Annotated in this window: 16 protein-coding genes and 1 riboswitch; of the genes, 9 read left to right on the plus strand and 7 right to left on the minus strand. The window is 60.4% G+C overall.

From position 1 onward, the window contains the following. Nucleotides 1-24: 24 nt before the first annotated feature. On the minus strand, nucleotides 25-633 hold the full coding sequence (locus MRBLMR1_RS16675) for a DUF6656 family protein (protein WP_148142857.1): 609 nt from the start codon (nucleotides 631-633) through the stop codon (nucleotides 25-27). A gap of 150 nt (nucleotides 634-783) precedes the next feature. Further along, nucleotides 784-1,016: riboswitch (cobalamin riboswitch) on the plus strand. Nucleotides 1,017-1,107: 91 nt separating this feature from the next. Between MRBLMR1_RS16675 and MRBLMR1_RS16680 the strand changes: the two genes are divergently transcribed. Beyond that, nucleotides 1,108-2,352, plus strand: coding sequence for an aromatic ring-hydroxylating oxygenase subunit alpha (locus MRBLMR1_RS16680; RefSeq protein WP_148142856.1), 1,245 nt, complete (start codon nucleotides 1,108-1,110; stop codon nucleotides 2,350-2,352). A gap of 50 nt (nucleotides 2,353-2,402) precedes the next feature. On the opposite strand, the gene MRBLMR1_RS16685 is transcribed toward MRBLMR1_RS16680, so the two are convergent. Further along, complete coding sequence (locus tag MRBLMR1_RS16685; RefSeq protein ID WP_148142855.1) at nucleotides 2,403-3,302, minus strand: NmrA/HSCARG family protein; 900 nt, start codon at nucleotides 3,300-3,302, stop codon at nucleotides 2,403-2,405. Nucleotides 3,303-3,392: 90 nt separating this feature from the next. Between MRBLMR1_RS16685 and MRBLMR1_RS16690 the strand changes: the two genes are divergently transcribed. From MRBLMR1_RS16690 to MRBLMR1_RS16700, 3 genes are all read left to right on the plus strand, one after another. After that, nucleotides 3,393-3,806 carry a winged helix-turn-helix transcriptional regulator gene (locus MRBLMR1_RS16690; RefSeq protein WP_500065315.1) on the plus strand — a complete coding sequence of 138 codons (414 nt, stop codon included), beginning with the start codon at nucleotides 3,393-3,395 and terminating at the stop codon, nucleotides 3,804-3,806. Nucleotides 3,807-3,901: 95 nt separating this feature from the next. After that, on the plus strand, nucleotides 3,902-4,387 hold the full coding sequence (locus tag MRBLMR1_RS16695) for a BA14K family protein (protein WP_500065317.1): 486 nt from the start codon (nucleotides 3,902-3,904) through the stop codon (nucleotides 4,385-4,387). A 171-nt stretch (nucleotides 4,388-4,558) separates the two neighbouring features. Then, nucleotides 4,559-5,032 (plus strand): BA14K family protein, encoded by a 474-nt coding sequence (locus MRBLMR1_RS16700; protein WP_500065319.1) that lies wholly within the window; start codon nucleotides 4,559-4,561, stop codon nucleotides 5,030-5,032. Between the two features lie 62 nt (nucleotides 5,033-5,094). Here the strand turns inward: MRBLMR1_RS16700 and MRBLMR1_RS16705 are convergent, their stop codons facing one another. Next, nucleotides 5,095-6,099 carry a transporter gene (locus MRBLMR1_RS16705; RefSeq protein ID WP_148142851.1) on the minus strand — a complete coding sequence of 335 codons (1,005 nt, stop codon included), beginning with the start codon at nucleotides 6,097-6,099 and terminating at the stop codon, nucleotides 5,095-5,097. A 213-nt stretch (nucleotides 6,100-6,312) separates the two neighbouring features. Here MRBLMR1_RS16705 and MRBLMR1_RS16710 point away from each other — a divergent pair, with 213 nt between their 5' ends. Both MRBLMR1_RS16710 and MRBLMR1_RS16715 read left to right on the plus strand, forming a co-directional pair. Beyond that, nucleotides 6,313-8,142, plus strand: coding sequence for an acyl-CoA dehydrogenase family protein (locus MRBLMR1_RS16710; RefSeq protein ID WP_148142850.1), 1,830 nt, complete (start codon nucleotides 6,313-6,315; stop codon nucleotides 8,140-8,142). A 193-nt stretch (nucleotides 8,143-8,335) separates the two neighbouring features. After that, nucleotides 8,336-9,091: a crotonase/enoyl-CoA hydratase family protein gene (locus MRBLMR1_RS16715; RefSeq protein WP_148142849.1), complete on the plus strand. Its 756-nt coding sequence runs from the start codon at nucleotides 8,336-8,338 to the stop codon at nucleotides 9,089-9,091. An 81-nt stretch (nucleotides 9,092-9,172) separates the two neighbouring features. On the opposite strand, the gene MRBLMR1_RS16720 is transcribed toward MRBLMR1_RS16715, so the two are convergent. The 3 genes from MRBLMR1_RS16720 to MRBLMR1_RS16730 form a co-directional block, all read right to left on the minus strand. Continuing rightward, nucleotides 9,173-10,777, minus strand: a complete 1,605-nt coding sequence (locus MRBLMR1_RS16720; RefSeq protein ID WP_500065322.1) for a peroxidase family protein — start codon at nucleotides 10,775-10,777, stop codon at nucleotides 9,173-9,175. 189 nt (nucleotides 10,778-10,966) lie between these two features. Next, the gene (locus MRBLMR1_RS16725) at nucleotides 10,967-12,211 is read right to left on the minus strand and encodes a class I SAM-dependent RNA methyltransferase (RefSeq protein ID WP_148142847.1); all 1,245 of its coding nucleotides are present in this window, start codon (nucleotides 12,209-12,211) and stop codon (nucleotides 10,967-10,969) included. Beyond that, the gene (locus MRBLMR1_RS16730) at nucleotides 12,208-12,963 is read right to left on the minus strand and encodes a TlyA family RNA methyltransferase (protein WP_148142846.1); all 756 of its coding nucleotides are present in this window, start codon (nucleotides 12,961-12,963) and stop codon (nucleotides 12,208-12,210) included. Before MRBLMR1_RS16730 ends, MRBLMR1_RS16725 begins: the two co-directional genes overlap by 4 nt. 255 nt (nucleotides 12,964-13,218) lie before the next feature. On the opposite strand from MRBLMR1_RS16730, the gene MRBLMR1_RS16735 reads away from it, so the two are divergent. The 3 genes from MRBLMR1_RS16735 (at nucleotide 13,219) to MRBLMR1_RS16745 (ending at nucleotide 15,637) form a co-directional block, all read left to right on the plus strand. After that, complete coding sequence (locus MRBLMR1_RS16735; RefSeq protein WP_148142845.1) at nucleotides 13,219-14,325, plus strand: OpgC domain-containing protein; 1,107 nt, start codon at nucleotides 13,219-13,221, stop codon at nucleotides 14,323-14,325. Between the two features lie 124 nt (nucleotides 14,326-14,449). Beyond that, a complete protein-coding gene (locus tag MRBLMR1_RS16740; protein ID WP_148142844.1) occupies nucleotides 14,450-15,019 on the plus strand; it encodes a cytochrome b in 570 nt (189 codons plus the stop codon). A gap of 30 nt (nucleotides 15,020-15,049) precedes the next feature. Then, nucleotides 15,050-15,637 carry a YceI family protein gene (locus tag MRBLMR1_RS16745; RefSeq protein ID WP_148142843.1) on the plus strand — a complete coding sequence of 196 codons (588 nt, stop codon included), beginning with the start codon at nucleotides 15,050-15,052 and terminating at the stop codon, nucleotides 15,635-15,637. Nucleotides 15,638-15,645: 8 nt separating this feature from the next. Here the strand turns inward: MRBLMR1_RS16745 and dxs are convergent, their stop codons facing one another. Beyond that, complete coding sequence (dxs, locus tag MRBLMR1_RS16750) at nucleotides 15,646-17,565, minus strand: 1-deoxy-D-xylulose-5-phosphate synthase (protein WP_500065325.1); 1,920 nt, start codon at nucleotides 17,563-17,565, stop codon at nucleotides 15,646-15,648. Nucleotides 17,566-17,676 lie beyond the last annotated feature (111 nt).

A 17,676-nucleotide genomic window follows, 5' to 3' on the forward strand; every position in this document is an offset into this window, starting at 1 on the left:
TCAATACAGCGGAGTGCCCGTGCTTTAAAGCCTTTTGATGATTTCGCGCACTGCGGCACTGGGCGCGCCGAGCATCAGAACGTTGCGCATCGCCTCGCGCGGGCTGTTGGTCTGGAACAGAAGCCCGTTCTTGCGCCATGTCCGGTCGATCCGCGCCTGTTCGCCTGCTTCGCCTTCCACCGCGACGGCGAAATACATGCGGGAATTCCGTGGATTGATTCGGGCGAAAAACACCTCGTCGCCGCCGATCTCGGAAGAGAAGTTGGCGATGTAGAATGACCAGCTGACCATCGCATCCTGCGAAAAGAAGGTACGTGCTGCGGTCACATGGCAATAGCCCAGATGCGGGCTACCCTCCAACGTGCGGTGAAAGATGATCTTCGGCAGGTGGATAGACCGGTGAAAGCTGTTCAGCCGCTTATGCGTGGTTTCGCCGGCCGTTTCGAGCTTCTTGCCTGTCTTTTCAGCCACTTCGTCATGGGTGAGATAGCGACGTTCGTCGGGAACCCAGACAGGGCGGGAGCGTGGAATTCTGCCGGTTCGCAGGAATTCCGTATGGGCATTGCCGCTGCTTGGCGGCATCATCAAGGGCCTGGGCCTGTTGACTTCGTAATAACGGAGCTGTCCTGGCATGGTGGCGGCTCTTCCCAATGAATTTTCAAGAACACTATTAGCAAGACCTTAACAGTTGGTTTCTCCCGCAATCGGATGCTATTGCGCGATCGTCGCCAATGCAGTGGCCGATGTCGCAATGTCGTCTATGCGACAGGCCGGCGTCCCGCTTAAATATGACAAAGCTCAAGGTGCCGCCTCGCTAGGGGAAGCGGAAAATTGGGAAGCCGGCGGGTCGACGAGATCTATCCGGCGCTGCCCCCGCAACGGTGGTGGAGTTTAAGGCATGGTAGGGGGCGACCCCGGCCACTGGGACAGAGCCGAACGGCCGACCGGGAAGGTGCCATGCAGTCCTTTTGGGACAACTCCTCAGCCCGGAAACCAGCCTGAGCTTGATGACACCGGTCGCGGAGGGCGCACGGGACGGGAATTGGCTGCATTGATTGTTGCCGGCTTGTCCATGCCCTGAAGCTTGCTTGTATTGCGAGGAAGCATATGGACATTCACAATCAGGTTCTGCGGCAGCTGAAGAACCGCCGCGAAGGTTTCAGCCTGGAACAGCCCTTTTATATCGATCCCGATTATTACAAGCTCGATCTTGAGATGATCTGGTATCGCGACTGGTTGTTTGCCGGCCACGATTGCCAGATCAACAAGGCGGGCATGTATTTTACCCTGCAGGTTGGCGACTATCCGGTTCTCGTCATCCGCACGCGCGAGGGTGATATCCGCGCCTATCACAATACCTGCCGCCATCGTGGCCACCGCGTCTGCACCAAGGAAACGGGTTCTGCGACCCGCCTCGTCTGTCCCTATCACCAGTGGACCTACCAGCATGACGGCTCGCTGATGTCGGCCCGTCATATGGGCGATAATTTCGACAAGAAGCAGTTTGGATTGAAACCCGTCCACTGCCAGGTGGTTGCCGGCTACATCTTTATCTGCCTCGCAAAGGAAGCCCCGGATTTTGCTCCGGTTCGCGCAACGGTCGAGCCTTACATGGCGCCGCATCGCCTGCCCGAAACGAAGGTTGCCGCCCAGAACACGATCATCGAAAAGGGCAACTGGAAGCTCGTCTGGGAAAACAATCGCGAGTGTTATCACTGCGCCGGTAACCATCCGGAACTCTGCCGCACCTACCCGGAAGCGCCGACTGCGACCGGTGTGCAGGGCGCCGGCGACGATCCGTTCATTTCCGAACACTGGAGCCGCTGTGAAGCGGCCGGCCTGCCGAGCACGTTCAACATGTCGCCGGACGGCCAGTTCCGCGTGGCGCGCATGCCGCTGATCGAGGATGCCGAAAGCTACACGATGAACGGCCGGCCCGCAGTTCAACGGTCGCTCTCCGACGACGTGACGATTTCCCATATCGGCACGATGCTTCTGTTCCATTATCCCACCACCTGGAACCATATGCTGGTCGACCACGCGATCTCTTTCCGAGTCATCCCCGTCGGGCCGGAAGAGACGGCGGTCACCACCACATGGCTGGTCCACAAGGATGCGGTGGAAGGCGTCGATTACGATGTCGAGCAGCTGACCCATGTATGGAACATGACCAACCACCAGGACAGGCAGATCGTCGAGGAAAACGCCTTCGGCATCCGCTCTCCCGCCTATGAACCCGGCCCTTATTCCGAGGCGCATGAAGGCGGTGTGATGCAGTTCGTTGAGTGGTATTCGAACTTCATGATCGATCGCCTGCAGGGCAAGGACAGCACGCTTTACGCGGTGGCGTGATACTGAGCGCTCCTCCGCAATGTGCCGTCAGTTTGCGGAGGAGCCTGTTTTTACGCTGAGTGGGACGTACGATCACTCCCGATTAAGGCGTCGAAGGCTTGGTGTCCTTGGGTCGCAAGCCAGGCCCGAAAGGAAATGATCTCGGGGTTGATCTCGCGCATCGCAGCAAGGTCCACGTGATCCGCCAGCGGGCCGTTATCCAGGATCGCCGCAAGCTGACCAAGATCGCTATCGGCGGCCAGGACTTCAGCGGCAAAGCGGGAATAGATGACCGGACGACCGGCGGCCTCGCTGAAGATTTCCCCCAGCTGGCGCCCTGTAACCGTATCGCTCGCGATCTTAATCGTCCGTCCGCTGAACCGTATGCCATCGGCAAAGATCGCGGCGACGAATTTCCCGATGTCTTCCACGGCAATCAGTTGCATCGACTGGTCCGGCCTGAGGAAGAATGTATACCGGCCTTCTGAAAGGCCGAATGCCGGGTTGATCAGCATATCCATGAATATCATCGGTCTGATTATGGTTGCGGTGACCGGCAGCCGGCGGATATGCGCCTCGATCCGCGGCTTGGCGTCGAAACGGGCGATCCCGGTAGGTGTGTCGCCGGAACTGGCGCCCGAGGAATAGACGAGATGCGCGACGCCGCTTTCGGCCGCAAGATCGGCGATCCCGCACCCTATCCGTACCTCTTCGGTCTCTGACAGGTTGGCCGGCAATACGCTGAACACGCCATGGGCACTGTCCATCCCGGCGCGAAATGTATCGAGATCGGCAAATGATCCTTCAACCAGTTCGGCACCCGCCTGACGAAGGGCGACGGATTTGGGGGCCGCAATGTCTCGCACAATCGCGCGAACGGGCCATCTTGCCTTCAAAAGCGCTTCGGCGACCGCTCCGCCCTGCCGGCCGGTGGCGCCGAATACCAGGATTGGACGTTTGTCTTCTTTCATCTCAGAACCCTCGTGGTGAACACGGGGTCTCCATATATACTGTTGAAACACAGCCGGAAGACGGCACTATTTTCAGCCTCGGGCACACGGGTGATACTCTTGGACAATTCAGGTCAGAGCAAAACCGAAAGGCAGGTGACGCGCGATCAGGCTTTCCTGCCGCAACCTGCAAACGGAGTATGCGGGCGTCTGGGTGACAAGTGGACGGTTCAGGTCATCTGGCGCCTCTCGCTTGCAGAGGGTCGAAGGCTCCGTTTTTCGCATCTGAAAAGGGAAATCGACGGCATCACGCAGCGCATGCTGACACTGACGCTACGCGGCCTGGAACGCGACGGTTTCGTCATGCGACACTATTTTCCCGAGGTGCCGCCGCGCGTCGAATACGAGCTGACCGAATTGGGGGCCGGCATACTGGCGTCTCTTCAGGCCCTGAATTTCTGGATCAGGGACAACTTCTCTCGCATCGAGGAAAACCGGCGCGTTTACGACGAAGCCGGCGAATAGGGCATCTGGCATTCCTCTGCCAGGGAATATGGCGTGGAACAAATGGGCATGTCTCGCGTTCTAAATCGCTGATTATATGTCGAGGAAACATTCCCATGAACGCATTCCGCATGCGCATTGCCACCGCCTTAACGGCGGCGGCCGTTCTTGCTACGAGTTTTGTTCCGGTTTCGGCCGCACCTGTGATGCCGGTGGCACCGATGGCGGTGCAGGCCTTCGCCAGCCAGGCGACCGAGGTCCAATACCGTCGCGACGATCGTGATCGCCGCTATTATCGCCATGATCGCGATCGCCGCCACTACCGCCATGATCGACGCGCCTATCGGGAAGGATATTACAACGGCCATCGCGGATATCGCGAGCGCCGCCAAGGCTATCGGTATCACAACGGTTACTGGTTCCCGCTAGCAGCATTCGGTGCCGCTGCGATTATCGGCGGCGCCATCGCCAACCAGCCGCGTGCTTCGGGGGGCAGCCATTATCAGTGGTGCGCCAATCGCTACCGGACCTATCGCGCTTCGGATAATACCTATGTCGCCAGCGCCGGCGTCCGCCGCTCTTGCGTTTCGCCTTACAGGTAAGCGGATATCATGACGAACAAGCCCGGACGCTCACGCGGCCGGGCTTTCACATTTCCGCGCATAGCATGCATTCAGGATAAAAATCCTAGCGTTGGAATGTTTGTTGGCTATCGTGTGAGTTGGTGGCGCGGGAGGCGTCACCTCTTCAACTAAGGGAATGGAGAGTACGAAATGACTCTGTTCAAGAAATTTGCCGTTGCAGCTGTTTCAGCCGTCGTTCTTGCTGGCTCACTCGGAACCGCGCAGGCGCTGCCGCTGCCAGCCGCACCGAATGCGCCGGTCGTATCCGACGTAAGCAACGTGCAATATAATCGCGACCGCGGCTGGCGTGGCGATGGCCCGCGCCGCGGCTGGTACGGAGGTCATCGCGGTTACCGCTATCACCGTGACGGATATCGTCGTCACAATGATGGCTACTGGTATCCGCTTGCAGCCTTCGGCGCCGGCGCGATCATCGGTGGAGCGATCGCCTCGCAGCCGCGTTATGTCGAGCCCGCACCCCGGCCTGCCTATAGCGGCGGAGGCGGCTTGAACCCGCGCCACTATGAATGGTGTGCGGGCCGCTACCGGTCCTATGATAGCTATTCGAACTCGTTCCAGCCGTATAACGGCCCACGCCAGACCTGTTATTCGCCCTACTACTGAGTGGGGTGGGAAATGGCACGATAAATCAGCCCGCGCTTCGGCGCGGGTTTTTCATTTGCGCATTACAGAATGCCGACCCGCCTTAGTAGCCACCACGCGGCGGCAACCGAAAGCCCGATCGCGCCGAAGGCGAACAGCGTGCCATGCTCCAGATGCGCAAATGGCAGGCCTTCCGTATTCATCCCGAAAAAGCCGGTGACCAGCGACGGTGGCAACAGGAAGGCGGTCATCAGCGACAGGATGTAAAGGTGGCGGTTGGTTTCCGACGAAAGCTTGGAATCGATTTCCTCATGCAGCAGCCGTGCCCGTTCCTGCAGCGCATAGACATCATGATCGACCGCTTCCAGACGGCTGATCAGTCGTGATGCCGCATCATCGAAACCATCCGGCATCTCGTCCTCGTCGGAAGCCGCGGCCCGTCGCATCAGGGTCAGCACCGTTCTTAAATGCCGGTGAAGCCGCACGACGGTGCGGCGCACCGGCGCGAGCTTGCGGCGTTCGTCACGCGGTGCGTTGTCGTAGACGAAATCCTCGATCAGGTTCAGCTCTTCCGTCAGTTCCATGACAAGTGAGATCAGCGTCCGCTGGAATTCGGCAACCAGAGTCTCGAACACATCGATCGGCCGTTTGAAGCGTGCCGCATTCTTTTCCATCTGCGCCTTGAGCCGGTCGATGGAGCGCAGCGGTTGCAGGCGCGTGGTGATGATGATGCGGTCGGAGACGAAAAAATGCAGCCAGCCGATATCGCGCGTTTCGCTGTCAAACTCCTTCTGGAAGTCGATCAGCGTGCCGTAGATCAGCTGCTCGTCGAGAATGATCGCCGCATGGGTATCACGCGTGGTGAGAGCCGCAAGCACCGGCGGCGTCACACCCGGCAGGCTTTCCAGAAAGGCCGGCACCCGGCTGTCGGCAAGGTTCAGATGCAGCCACAGAAACCCGTCCCCGCTATCCAGCTCTTTTGCCGTCGTCTCAAGCGGCAGCCGTGCGCAGGACCGCGTCGGCGCATCGAAACGGTAGGCCCAGACGAGGCCGGGAATGGCAGGCGTCATCAGCGGTGGCGTGTCCATCGGCAGAACTCCGGTATCCTGAAGACTGTCTACGACAAACTCGCGAAAGAATCTTTATCGCCGCGGCATCCTGCATTTTATCATTTCTCTTTCCCCTCATGCGCGACTGCTTCATGATGAAACAACCTGCCGATTGACAATCTCCTTTACGTTTACGTAAAAGGAAATACTTGTCCGGAGAGGCAAGGCTGCACGGCTGATGAGGAGGATCATATGTACAGCGCCCCGGTGGAGGAAATTGCCTTCACGTTGAACCATGTTGCCGGTCTTTCCGCGGCCCTGGAGGAGGGTCGCTTCGGCGACCTCAGCGGCGATCTGGTGGCGGCAATCCTTGAGGAAGCCGGACGCTTCGCCTCTAGCGAGATCGCTCCGCTCGGCGAGAGGGGCGACCGCGAAGGCGCGAAACTGGAAGACGGCGAGGTGACGACGCCGAAGGGCTGGCCTGACCTTTATCGTCGCTGGCGCGATGGCGGCTGGAATGGCCTGACCGCGCCGGAAGCCTTTGGCGGCCAGAACCTGCCGCATATGCTCAATGTCGCAGCGCTAGAAATGTGGAACTCAGCCTCAATGGCCTTCGCGCTGGCCCCGACACTGACGATGGGCGCGATCGAGGCGCTTGCTGCGCACGGTTCGGATGAGCTGAAGCAGGTCTTTCTGGAAAAGATGGTGTCCGGCGAATGGACCGGCACGATGAACCTGACGGAACCGCATGCCGGCTCCGATCTCGGCGTGCTGAAGACCCGCGCGGAGCCGCGCGACGACGGCACCTATCGCGTCTTCGGCCAGAAGATTTTCATCACCTGGGGCGAACATGACGCCGCCGACAACATCATCCATCTGGTCCTCGCCCGTTTGGCGGACGCACCGGCCGGAACGCGCGGCATTTCCCTGTTTCTGGTGCCGAAATTCCTGGTCAACGAGGATGGATCGCTCGGCGAGCGCAACGACGTTCTCTGCCACTCGATCGAGCACAAGCTCGGTATTCACGGCTCCCCCACCTGCACGATGATTTTCGGCGATGGCCGGTTCGGCGAGGAATGGGGTGCTGTCGGTTATCTCGTCGGCGAGGAAAACAAGGGGCTCGCCTGCATGTTCACGATGATGAACAACGCACGCCTCGCCGTCGGCATCCAGGGTGTCGCGATTGCCGAAGCCGCGACCCAGAAGGCCATCGCCTTCGCCAAGGAACGCACGCAGGGCAAGGCGCCCAACTGGTCGGGAAACGATAAAAGCGGCGTCCAGAACGGGGGCCAGAACGGGGGCCAGAACGGGGGAATGAGCCCGATCATCGAGCATCCGGATGTCGCCCAGATGCTTTTGACCATGAAGGCGCTGACACAAGGTGCGCGGGCGATTTGTTATGCCTGCGCCCATGCCACCGACATGTCCCATCATCATGAGGGTGAAGAGGCCAAACATTGGGCAGAGCGTGCGGCCCTGCTGACCCCGATCGCCAAATCCTTCTCCACCGATATCGGCGTCGATGTCGCCTCGCTCGGCATCCAGGTCCATGGCGGCATGGGCTTCATCGAGGAAACCGGTGCCGCCCGATACCTGCGTGATGCCCGTATCGCCCCGATCTATGAAGGCACAAACGGCATTCAGGCTATCGATCTTGTCACCCGCAAGCTGCCGCTTTCCGGCGGCGATCAGGTGAAGGGGGTGCTCGCCGAGTTGAAGCAGGTGGCGGATGAGGTCGCCTCTCGCAACGATCCCGACTTCGGCGAAACCGGTGACCGGCTGCGCGCTGCGATTGCTGCTCTCGAGGCAGCAACCGCGTGGTTGCTGTTGGCGCAGGCGGATGGCCGCACGGCCGATGCTCTGGCAGGAGCGACGCCCTATCAGCGCCTCTTCGGCCTCGTCCTGACCGGCGTCTATCTCGCCAGGGGCGGGCTGGTCGCAGCCGATAACGGCGAGGGGAGCGGCCGCGTCAGCCTCTGCCGCTTCATGGCGGAAAACCTGCTTGCAGAAACCTCGGCGCTCAAGGATCGCGTCATCGCCGGCTCCGCCAGCCTTTCCGCCGCCCGCAGCCTGCTGGATTAAAAATGCCCGCTCAACAACGTTGCGAACTATACAAAAGAAAACCCCTCCCAACCCTCCCCACAAGGGGGAGGGCTTAACCCGGCCGGTCCGTCATCGCTCGATTGAGGCGGGTGGGTGCCGCAAATTTTCTCCCCCCTTGTGGGGGAGATGGCCGGCAGGCCAGAGGGGGATCGTCACGGATAGAGGAGTTAACGTGACCGAACATATCATCGTCGAGCGTACCGACGCCTATCCCGGCGTTCTAATCATCCGCTTCAACCGGCCGGAAAAGAAGAACGCCATTACCGCCGCCATGTATCAGCGCATGACGGCGGCGCTCGAAGAGGCCAATACTGATGACGAGGTGAAGGCCGTCGTGTTTCTCGGCACCGAAGGCTGTTTTTCCGCCGGCAACGACATGGGCGATTTCGTCGGTTACGCGATGTCGGGCACCACGGAGCCGCCGGCCGGCGCCCTGTTCATCAAGGCGCTGGCGCTGGCCGAAAAGCCGCTCGTCTCCGGTGTTGATGGTCTGGCAATCGGCATCGGCACGACGCTCAATCTTCATTGCGACCTGACTGTCGCCTCCGGCCGCAGTTTGTTCAGGACGCCCTTCGTCGATTTGGCGCTTGTCCCGGAAGCTGCATCGAGCCTGCTTGCACCGAGGATCATCGGCCATCAACGGGCGTTTGCGCTTCTGGTGGCCGGCGAAGGCTTTTCCGCCGAGGCAGCACTGGAAGCCGGCATGATCTGGAAGGTCGTCGCTCCGAACGCGGTGGAAATGGAGGCGCTCGCCATCGGTTCCGAACTTGCCAAGAAACCGCCCCAGGCGCTGCAGATCGCCCGCGATCTCGTTCGCGGCCCGCGCGATGAGGTGTTGGCGCGGATCGATGACGAACTCGTCCATTTTTCCGCCCGGCTGAAAAGCGCCGAGGCGCGGGCCGCCTTCGAAGCCTTCCTTCGTCGTTAGAATAGGGGGCAGCCTGCCGATGCGACTATGACGTCGGCACCGGCAGGCCTTGCCTGCGGGCGGGAGGGCAGTCTCTGTTGTTTAGGGCTGCGGTTCCAATGCCTGTTCCAGGGCGGTGCCGACCGGGTTGATATCGCCGACGAAGCGGATCAGGTCTGCCATGGTGAAATGCCCGGCCTTGGCGCTCGGCAGTTCCGGCTTCCAGTCGGATTGCTGCCAGAGGAAGGAGTCATGATCGCCATGCACCATGCCGAGAAAGGTTTCGGCGACGATGGTCGATGCCATCGGGCCGAGGCGTTCGCCCTTGTGGTAATGCTCCGCCTCTTTCAGCGCATAATACCAGAGCGGCGTTTCCTCATGCAGCCTGTGTTTCTTGGCCGCCTTACCGTCAGGTCCGGTCGCGATCTGCGCCGGTTTGAGCGGTGTAAGGCCCATCGCCCGACAGACCGCCTGGCCGGATGGAAGCCCGATCTGCACTCCGCGGCGCAGGTTACGGAAGGCGAGGTTGAATTCCCGCACCAGCTGCGGCGGTGCCTCGGGTATCAGCCCCGGCAGCGTATGCAGCGCCGGTGTCAGCAGCGGATCGAGGCGACGGCTGTGGTTGAGCGCGAAATTGCCGCCGGCGGGCGTGCCGAGATCGAAATAACGCCGCCAGTCGATCACCCAGTTGGAGGGCAGCGTGTTCTGCGCCGCAGGAGGCGGAGCAGGCGGCACAGGCGCGAGTTCGCCGGTGATCGATCCTGACTTGCCGGTGAAGAAGAACAGAAGCCCCAGCGTGCCATTGGCGACCGAATCCGCCGTCGGGTTGAATACCTGGTTATGGCTGTAGGTCTGCCGCACCATCGAATGCCCGAGCCGGTAACAGGCAGCGGCAAATTCTGCTGGCATGTAGGGCCGCTGCTTGAACCGGTAGAAACGCCGGCCCTGATGCTTGATCTTCTGGATGAGGCCCGGCTCGGTCAGCCGTTCGACGAAATCGAACAGCACGATCCACTGGTAGTGCCAGGTGACGATCCGCCTTGTTTCCTTGAACAAAGCACCGTCGCTGAGACCGGGATTGGCCGCCACCACCTTATCGAACACCTTGTTGTGGAATTTCAGCATCAGAAGATGCATCTGCGCCACCAAAAGGTTCTCGTCATTGCGCTCGTCGAAGATCAGCGCATGGCCGACCTGATTGCGCGGCAGATCATTGGGCAAGGTGGGGATCGTACGGCCGTTCTGGTCCGGCGATTGCGCCGCATGTCCGATCAGCATCTTGCCGATGATCTTCGGCTTGGCGGGATCGCGCTGGTAGAGATAGGGATGGATGCCCGGCCCGTCGCCATAAAGCGAATCGAGGTCGAGCGCCGGTGTGCGGAAATTCACCGTCGCCAGCGGATCGGCCTTCTGCTGGTCGAGCGGCGTCGTGTCCAGCGTGATGTCGTGGTCGATGAATTGGCCGAGATAGGTATAGCCCGCCGGGATGTTCATGTTGTCGCCCGCGGGATCGGGATTGCCCGCCGCATCGAGCCTGTCCAGCATCGCTGCCGCCAGTTCCGCAAGCGCATCATCGCTGGCCGAAAGCGGCAGAAGATTTGGAAACATCACCCCGAATTTGCCGGGATCGCCTATGCCGTCGAAGGAATGCAGCGTCTCCGGTTTCATCCCGCGCACGCCATGCCCATGCATCGCTACGTCTGTCATGATTTCCCCTCCCGTCGCAGCAAAGCAAGTCATTTGCTTCCACAGGCTGCGAGGCGGCGAAATATGCTCTCGTCCTAATGTTCGGTAAATTGGAGGGAATTCAAAAGTGCCGAAAGCAATACCGGAAGGTGTATCTTCGCGGCACTTCAGAATGAGCCTGCCCCGAACTGGGGCGAGGTTTGCGTCAGATTAACGCGAAAGCAGCGCCACGGCTTCCACATGCGTCGACCAGAGGAACTGGTCGATCGGCGTCACCGACTTGATGCGATAGCCCGCATCGACGAGAATTTTGAGGTCTCGCGCAAGTGTTGCAGGGTTGCAGGAAACGGCCACGACCGTCTTGATCCCGGAGCGGACAAGCTCCTTCACCTGAACTTCGGCGCCGGCGCGCGGTGGGTCGAAGACGGCCGCATCATAGACCTTCAGTTCCTGCGCCATCATCGGACGACGGAAGAGGTCGCGCTTTTCCACCGTGACCGGTTTCAGCCCCTGCGTGTTGCGCGCCGCAAGATCGAGCGCCTTGATCGACTTGTCCTCGCCCTCGACCGCATGCACTTTCGCCTTGCGGGCTATCCTGAGCGAAAACGTACCCGAGCCGGCAAACAGGTCGATCACCCGCTTGGCCTTGCCGAGATGGTTCATCACCAGTTCCGCCATCGCCTCTTCCGCGGGCTTGGTCGCCTGGGTGAAGGCTCCGGGCGGCGGCGACACGTTGACACCGCCGAAATCGATGATCGGCTTCGTCGGTTCGAGAATGATCTCGCCATTCACCGAAACCCGCGCAATGCCTTTCAGCGAAAGCACGGCTTCGGTCACGGCACGACGCTGTTTGTCGTCGAGCTTTTTCAGTCCATCAGCCGCCAGATCAAGCCCGGATAGCGTCTCGAGCACCGTCAGGTGGAAGCTCTCGGACCCTTGAGCAAGCGCTGCTGCCACTGTGCGGATCGCGGGAAGCCTCGCCACGATACCGGGCGAGGTGATGGGACATTCTTCGATTGATACGATGTGGTTGGTCTCGGCGCGATTGAAGCCGAGAAGCAGCTCCTTCTCTGTGCGGCGCACGGAAAATACGGCGCGGCGTCGCTCGCCGGGATGGCACGCAATGGTCTCCCCGACTTCCGGTGTCAGCCCGCGCGCCTTCAGCGCATCAATGACCAATTCACGCTTGAAAGCGTTATAGGCCGGTGCCGCCAGATGCTGCAGCGAACAGCCGCCGCAATTGTCCCGGTCGGGATTGAAATGCCGACAGATCGGCTCGATCCGGTCCGGGGACGGATTGGAGGTCGACATGACGGTGCCGTAATCGCCATTGCGCGCGATTGCCAACGTTTCGCCGGGCAGCGCGTAAGGCACATAGACCGGCCCGTATTCGCTTTCGGCAACGCCATGGCCCTGAGCGCCCAGCCGCTCGATCGTGACGGTAACCGTGCTCATGATGGCTTCCTTCCGCCGAGCAGGAATTCGACATTGCCGTCGCCGCCAGCGATCGGCGAGGGGATCATCCCGAGACTTTCCCACTCCATCTCTTCGACGAGCCAGCGCTCCAGTTCCGCCGCAACATCCGGCGCAGTCTCCGGCTGTTTCAGCATGCCGCCCTTGCCGACATTTTCGCGGCCCGCTTCGAACTGCGGCTTGACCAGAAGCACGCAATGGCTGCCCGGTTCCGCCAGTTCGAGCGTCGGCGGCAGGGCAAGCTTCAGCGAGATGAACGAGACGTCGGAAACGATGAAATCGACCGGCTCGTCATCGATGTCGTCCGCCGTCATCTCGCGGGCATTCAGGCCCTCGATATTGGTGACGCGCTCATCGCTGAGCAGCCGCTCATGCATCTGGTCATGGCCGACATCCACGGCGATGACGTGGGCGGCACCGCGCTCCAGCAGAACCTGGGTAAATCCACCCGTCGACGCGCCGACATCGAGGCAGGTCAGGCCTTCCGGATCGAGGCCGAAATGGTCGAGCGCCGCAATCAGTTTCAGCGCCGCGCGCGAGACATAGGTGCTGGCCGGATCATCGACGACGATCTCGGCCTCCGACGAGACGGACTGCGCGGGCTTGGTCACGACCTTGCCATCGACCTTCACGGTGCCGCGCGCAATCGCGTCGCGCGCCCGCGAGCGGCTGTCGAAAAGGTTGAGCGAGACCAGCAACTGGTCGAGACGGACGGATGAGGAGTGTTGGTTCATGCGGCTCTCTTGGCGGTTTCCGTGTCGCAAGGCAAGCAATTCCAGCAAAAGCAGGTATCAGTTCCGCCTCCGGATTGGAGCAAAAGCGAAACAGACAGGCGATGGCGCCGTGCCCCAGCAATAGGCAGAGAATCCCGAAATCGGCCATAAGTCGGAGATCTGTAAAATGAGTATGAGTTCTTCAAGCGGCCGGTAGTGATTTTTCGCTAGGAACGAGCCAGCGGCATTGGTGATGATTGTGTCGCGGAGACACCCATGGGAATTCAACGCGAAGTCAGGATCGATCTGTTACGCGGCATAACGCTGCTGCTGATTTTTATTGGCCACGCCGAATTCACCTTTTCCGCCACGTTCCAGCATTCGCGCGGCTTTGCCGATGCGTCGGAGCTATTCGTGCTGCTCGCCGGCATGTCTTCGGCGCTTGCCTATTATCGCCCGAATGCCGGTCTCTCTCTGTCGCGCCCCTGGCGCCGTGCATGGCGCATCTATCTCGCATACCTGCTGCTTTTCCTGATCATGGCGGCATTCGCGTCGCTGCTGGCGATCGAATATGCCCATACCAGCGCGGTCAGTGATATGGCCGGCTTTCTCAACGAGCCGGTCCGGCGTGGGGTACAGGCCGCGCTACTGGCGTACATGCCCGGAGATCTGGACATTTTGCCGATGTATATCGTGCTCATGCTATGGGTTCCGGTCGTCTTCTTGCTTCACGATCGTTCCCCGACACTGCTGATAGGCCTATCGACGCTCATTTGGATCGTCGCGGGTCGTGGGCACGTCAACTTTGCGAACCCGGCGCTGGAAAGCGGGCATTGGTACTTCGATCCGCTTTCCTGGCAGCTGATCTTCACAATCGGCGTCGTGCTCGGTATCCGCATCAAGACCGGTCGTGATCCCTTGCCCTATGACCGCAAGGCGTTCTTCCTTGCGGCAGGCTTCGCCATCATCGCCATCCCGGTAAACCTTGCCTATTTCCTGGCATGGTTTCAGCCGCCTTATCCCGGTTTCTACAAGGAACTGATTTCGAAAACCAACAGTGGGCCGTTGCGCATCGCCGACGCGCTGGCCATCCTCTATCTCGCCTGGAACATGGATTTTGTGAAAAAGGCAACAGGATGGGTATGGCTGCGGCACGTTTCGATGATCGGTCGCCACAGCCTGCCGATCTTTTCGATGGGTATCGTTCTTTCTACCTCGGCAAGCGTCTATATGGACCTGCACCCGCAGGCGTCGCTTGGCGCCCAGATGATTATCCTTGTTGCGGGCTGCGCCGCACATCTGGCGCTTGGCTGGTTTCTCGAAAGGAAAAGGCTGCGCGCTTCTTCCGACCGCCTGCAGCTTGGCGGAGCTAATCCGGCTTGACCGGAATACCGGCCGATTTATCGTTATCTGCTCGGCATGATTTGAGGCGATGCAAGTGATTGTGAGTTGAAGCAACCACCGGCCAGGCGCAAAGCTGTTTGTTCAGGCATCGGGAAAGCCAGCCATGCGCCGTCATGCCAAGGGCCTTGATCGATATAACTTTGTGACGATCACGCTCCATTGGCTGGTCGCCCTGCTGATCTTCGGGTTGATCGCGCTTGGTTTCGCGATGACGCGTCGTTCCGTCGATCCGGCTCTGCAATTCTCATTGTTTCAGTGGCACAAGTCTCTCGGCATGCTGGCTCTGCTTGTGTCTCTGGTGCGGCTTGCCTACTCATTGTTTGGCCCCCGACCGAAGCCGGTCGCCGAGATGAGCGCTCTCGAACATGGGGCCGCGCGCGGAATGCATCATCTGCTGCTTTTGCTGGCGCTTGCTGTGCCGCTCGCAGGCTGGATGATAGCCTCTGTGTCTACGCTGGAGATACCGACATTTGCTTTTGATCTCGTCGTCATCCCGCATCTGCCGGTGGCAAAGTCCGATGCTGCGGAAGCCTGGTGGACGACGGCGCACGCCGTGCTCGCTTATCTCGTCCTCGCGCTGGTGGCGCTGCATGCCGGCGCTGCACTTTACCACCACTATATAAGGCGCGATGCCGTTCTGATCCGCATGCTCGGCCTTCGCAGCCATCGATAAGGCAAGGATTCGTCAGGGAGGTGACGTGTCATGATCCGAGGGACATCAATTCTAACCGCAATAGTTCTCTATTCGTCATCGGCGCAACTTGCCCCCGCGGCGCCAGGCGTCCCAAATCTCACCGAAGCGGCGGGGCGTTACACCATCACCGGCTCATCCGATATCCGCTTTCAGGTCGATCAGGTCGGCGGTGGCGGTATCAAGGGAAGCTTTCGCAGGTTCTCCGGCAATTTCAATCTGAAGGCAGGCGATTTGGGCCAGGCGGTGGTGAGTTTCGAACTGGAGCCGCAAAGTGTCAGCACCGGCCAGGCAAGGGTCGATACCTTCCTACGTTCGAGTGCCGTGTTCGATACCGACAATTACGACAGGATTACCTTTAGTTCCAATCGTGTCGAGCAAACCGGTCCGGATAGCGCCCACATCACCGGCACGCTGACTGCTAAAGGGCATAGTGCAGCGGAAAGTTTCGATGTCAGGTTGACGTCCTGGAACGGCCGCATGATCGGATTTACCGTCAGCGGCCGGATACTGCGGTCGCATTACGCCATGGATGTCGGCACACCGATCTATTCCAACGTGGTGGAATTCGACATGCTGGTAGAAGGTCAGCGAAACTGAGGCGTGGCTTATCCTGCAGCGCCCACGCCGACCACGGTCTTGCCGAGCGCGCCGAACACGGTCCTGACGATGCCAGCGCGGTCGAGACCGGCCTTGGCATACATCACATCCGGGCTCGCCTGTTCCATCCAGATATCCGGCAGAACCATCGAGCGGACCTTCAGGCCATGATCGAGCAGCCCCTCGGAGCTCATGAACTGCAGCACATGGCTGCCGAAACCGCCGACGGCGCCTTCCTCGATGGTGATCAGCACCTCGTGGTGGCGGGCAAGCTGGCGGATCAGCTCATGGTCGAGCGGCTTGGCGAAACGCGCATCCGCAACCGTCGTCGAAAGTCCGGCGGCCTCAAGATCTTCGGCAGCAAGCAGACAGTCCTTCAACCGCGTGCCGAAGGATAAAAGCGCAACCTTGGAGCCTTCCTTGACGATGCGGCCCTTGCCGATCTCAAGGATCTCACCGCGCTCCGGCAGTTCGACGCCGACGCCTTCGCCGCGCGGATAACGGAACGAGATCGGGCCATCGTCATAGGCGACGGCGGTGCGCACCATGTGTTTCAGTTCCGCCTCGTCGGCGGCGGCCATGACGACCATGTTCGGCAGCGTGGCGAGGAATGTCGTGTCGAAGGAACCGGCATGGGTCGGCCCGTCGGCCCCGACGAAACCGGCGCGGTCGATCGGAAAGCGCACCGGCAGCCCCTGGATCGCCACGTCATGCACGACCTGATCGTAACCACGCTGCAGGAAGGTGGAATAGATGGCGCAGAACGGCTTGAAGCCCTCGGTCGCCAGACCGGCGGCAAAGGTCACCGCATGCTGCTCGGCAATACCGACATCGAAGGTGCGCGACGGATAGGCCTGTTGCAGCTTGCTGAGACCCGTACCGTCCGGCATCGCCGCGGTAATACCAACGATCTTGTCGTCGAAGCCTGCCTCCTGTACCAGAGCGTCACCGAAGACGCTCGTATAGGAGGGGGCATTCGGCTTGGCTTTCGCCTGCGCACCGGTGATGACGTCGAACTTGTTGACGCCGTGATATTTGTCGGCCGCAGCTTCCGCCGGCGGATAACCCTTGCCCTTCTGGGTGACGACATGGATCAGCACCGGGCCATGCGCATTGTCGCGCACATTGCGCAGGACCGGCAGGAGATGGTCGAAGGAATGACCGTCGATCGGGCCGATATGGTAGAAGCCGAGTTCCTCGAACATCGTGCCGCCGGTCACGTAACCGCGTGCATGTTCGACGGCACGGGTGATCGCGCGGTCGACGGAACGGCCGAGATAGCCGGTCAGCTTCTTGCCCATTTCGCGCACGCCCATATAGGCGCGGCCGGAGGCAAGGCGCGCCAGATAGGCGCTCATCGCGCCGGTCGGCGGGGCAATCGACATGTCGTTGTCGTTGAGAATGACGATCAGCCTTGCGTCCAGCGCGCCGGCATTGTTGAGCGCTTCAAACGCCATGCCGGCAGACATGGAACCGTCGCCGATGATCGAGATGACGTTGCGCTTCTTGCCCGCAAGCTCTGAGCCGACCGCCATGCCGAGACCGGCCGAAATCGAGGTGGAGGAATGCGCGGCGCCAAAGGGATCGTATTCGCTTTCCGCCCGGCGGGTGAAGCCGGAAAGACCGTCTTCCTGGCGCAGCGTGCGGATCCGGTCGCGGCGGCCGGTCAGGATCTTGTGCGGATAGCACTGGTGGCCGACATCGAAGATCAGCCGGTCGTCGGGCGTGTTGAAAACCTTGTGGATGGCGATCGTCAGTTCGACGACACCAAGTCCGGCACCCAGGTGACCACCCGTTTTCGAGACCGCATCGATCATTTCGTCGCGCACTTCACGGGCAAGCTTTGGCAGGTCGCGGTCATCGACTTTCTTCAGATCTGCGGGGAGCTTGACGGTGTCGAGCAGCGGCGTCGCGGGCAGGGAAGTCACGGAAGCTGGCTTTCTCTTCTTGTTTTCTTGGAAGGCGTTTCGTCTCAGAAGATGAGCAGAAAACGGCATTTTTCAAGTTTTACGAACATCCGGTTCTAATCGATTTTAGCT

This window comes from Neorhizobium sp. LMR1-1-1.1 (assembly GCF_040675795.1).
Taxonomy (GTDB): domain Bacteria; phylum Pseudomonadota; class Alphaproteobacteria; order Rhizobiales; family Rhizobiaceae; genus Neorhizobium; species Neorhizobium cellulosilyticum.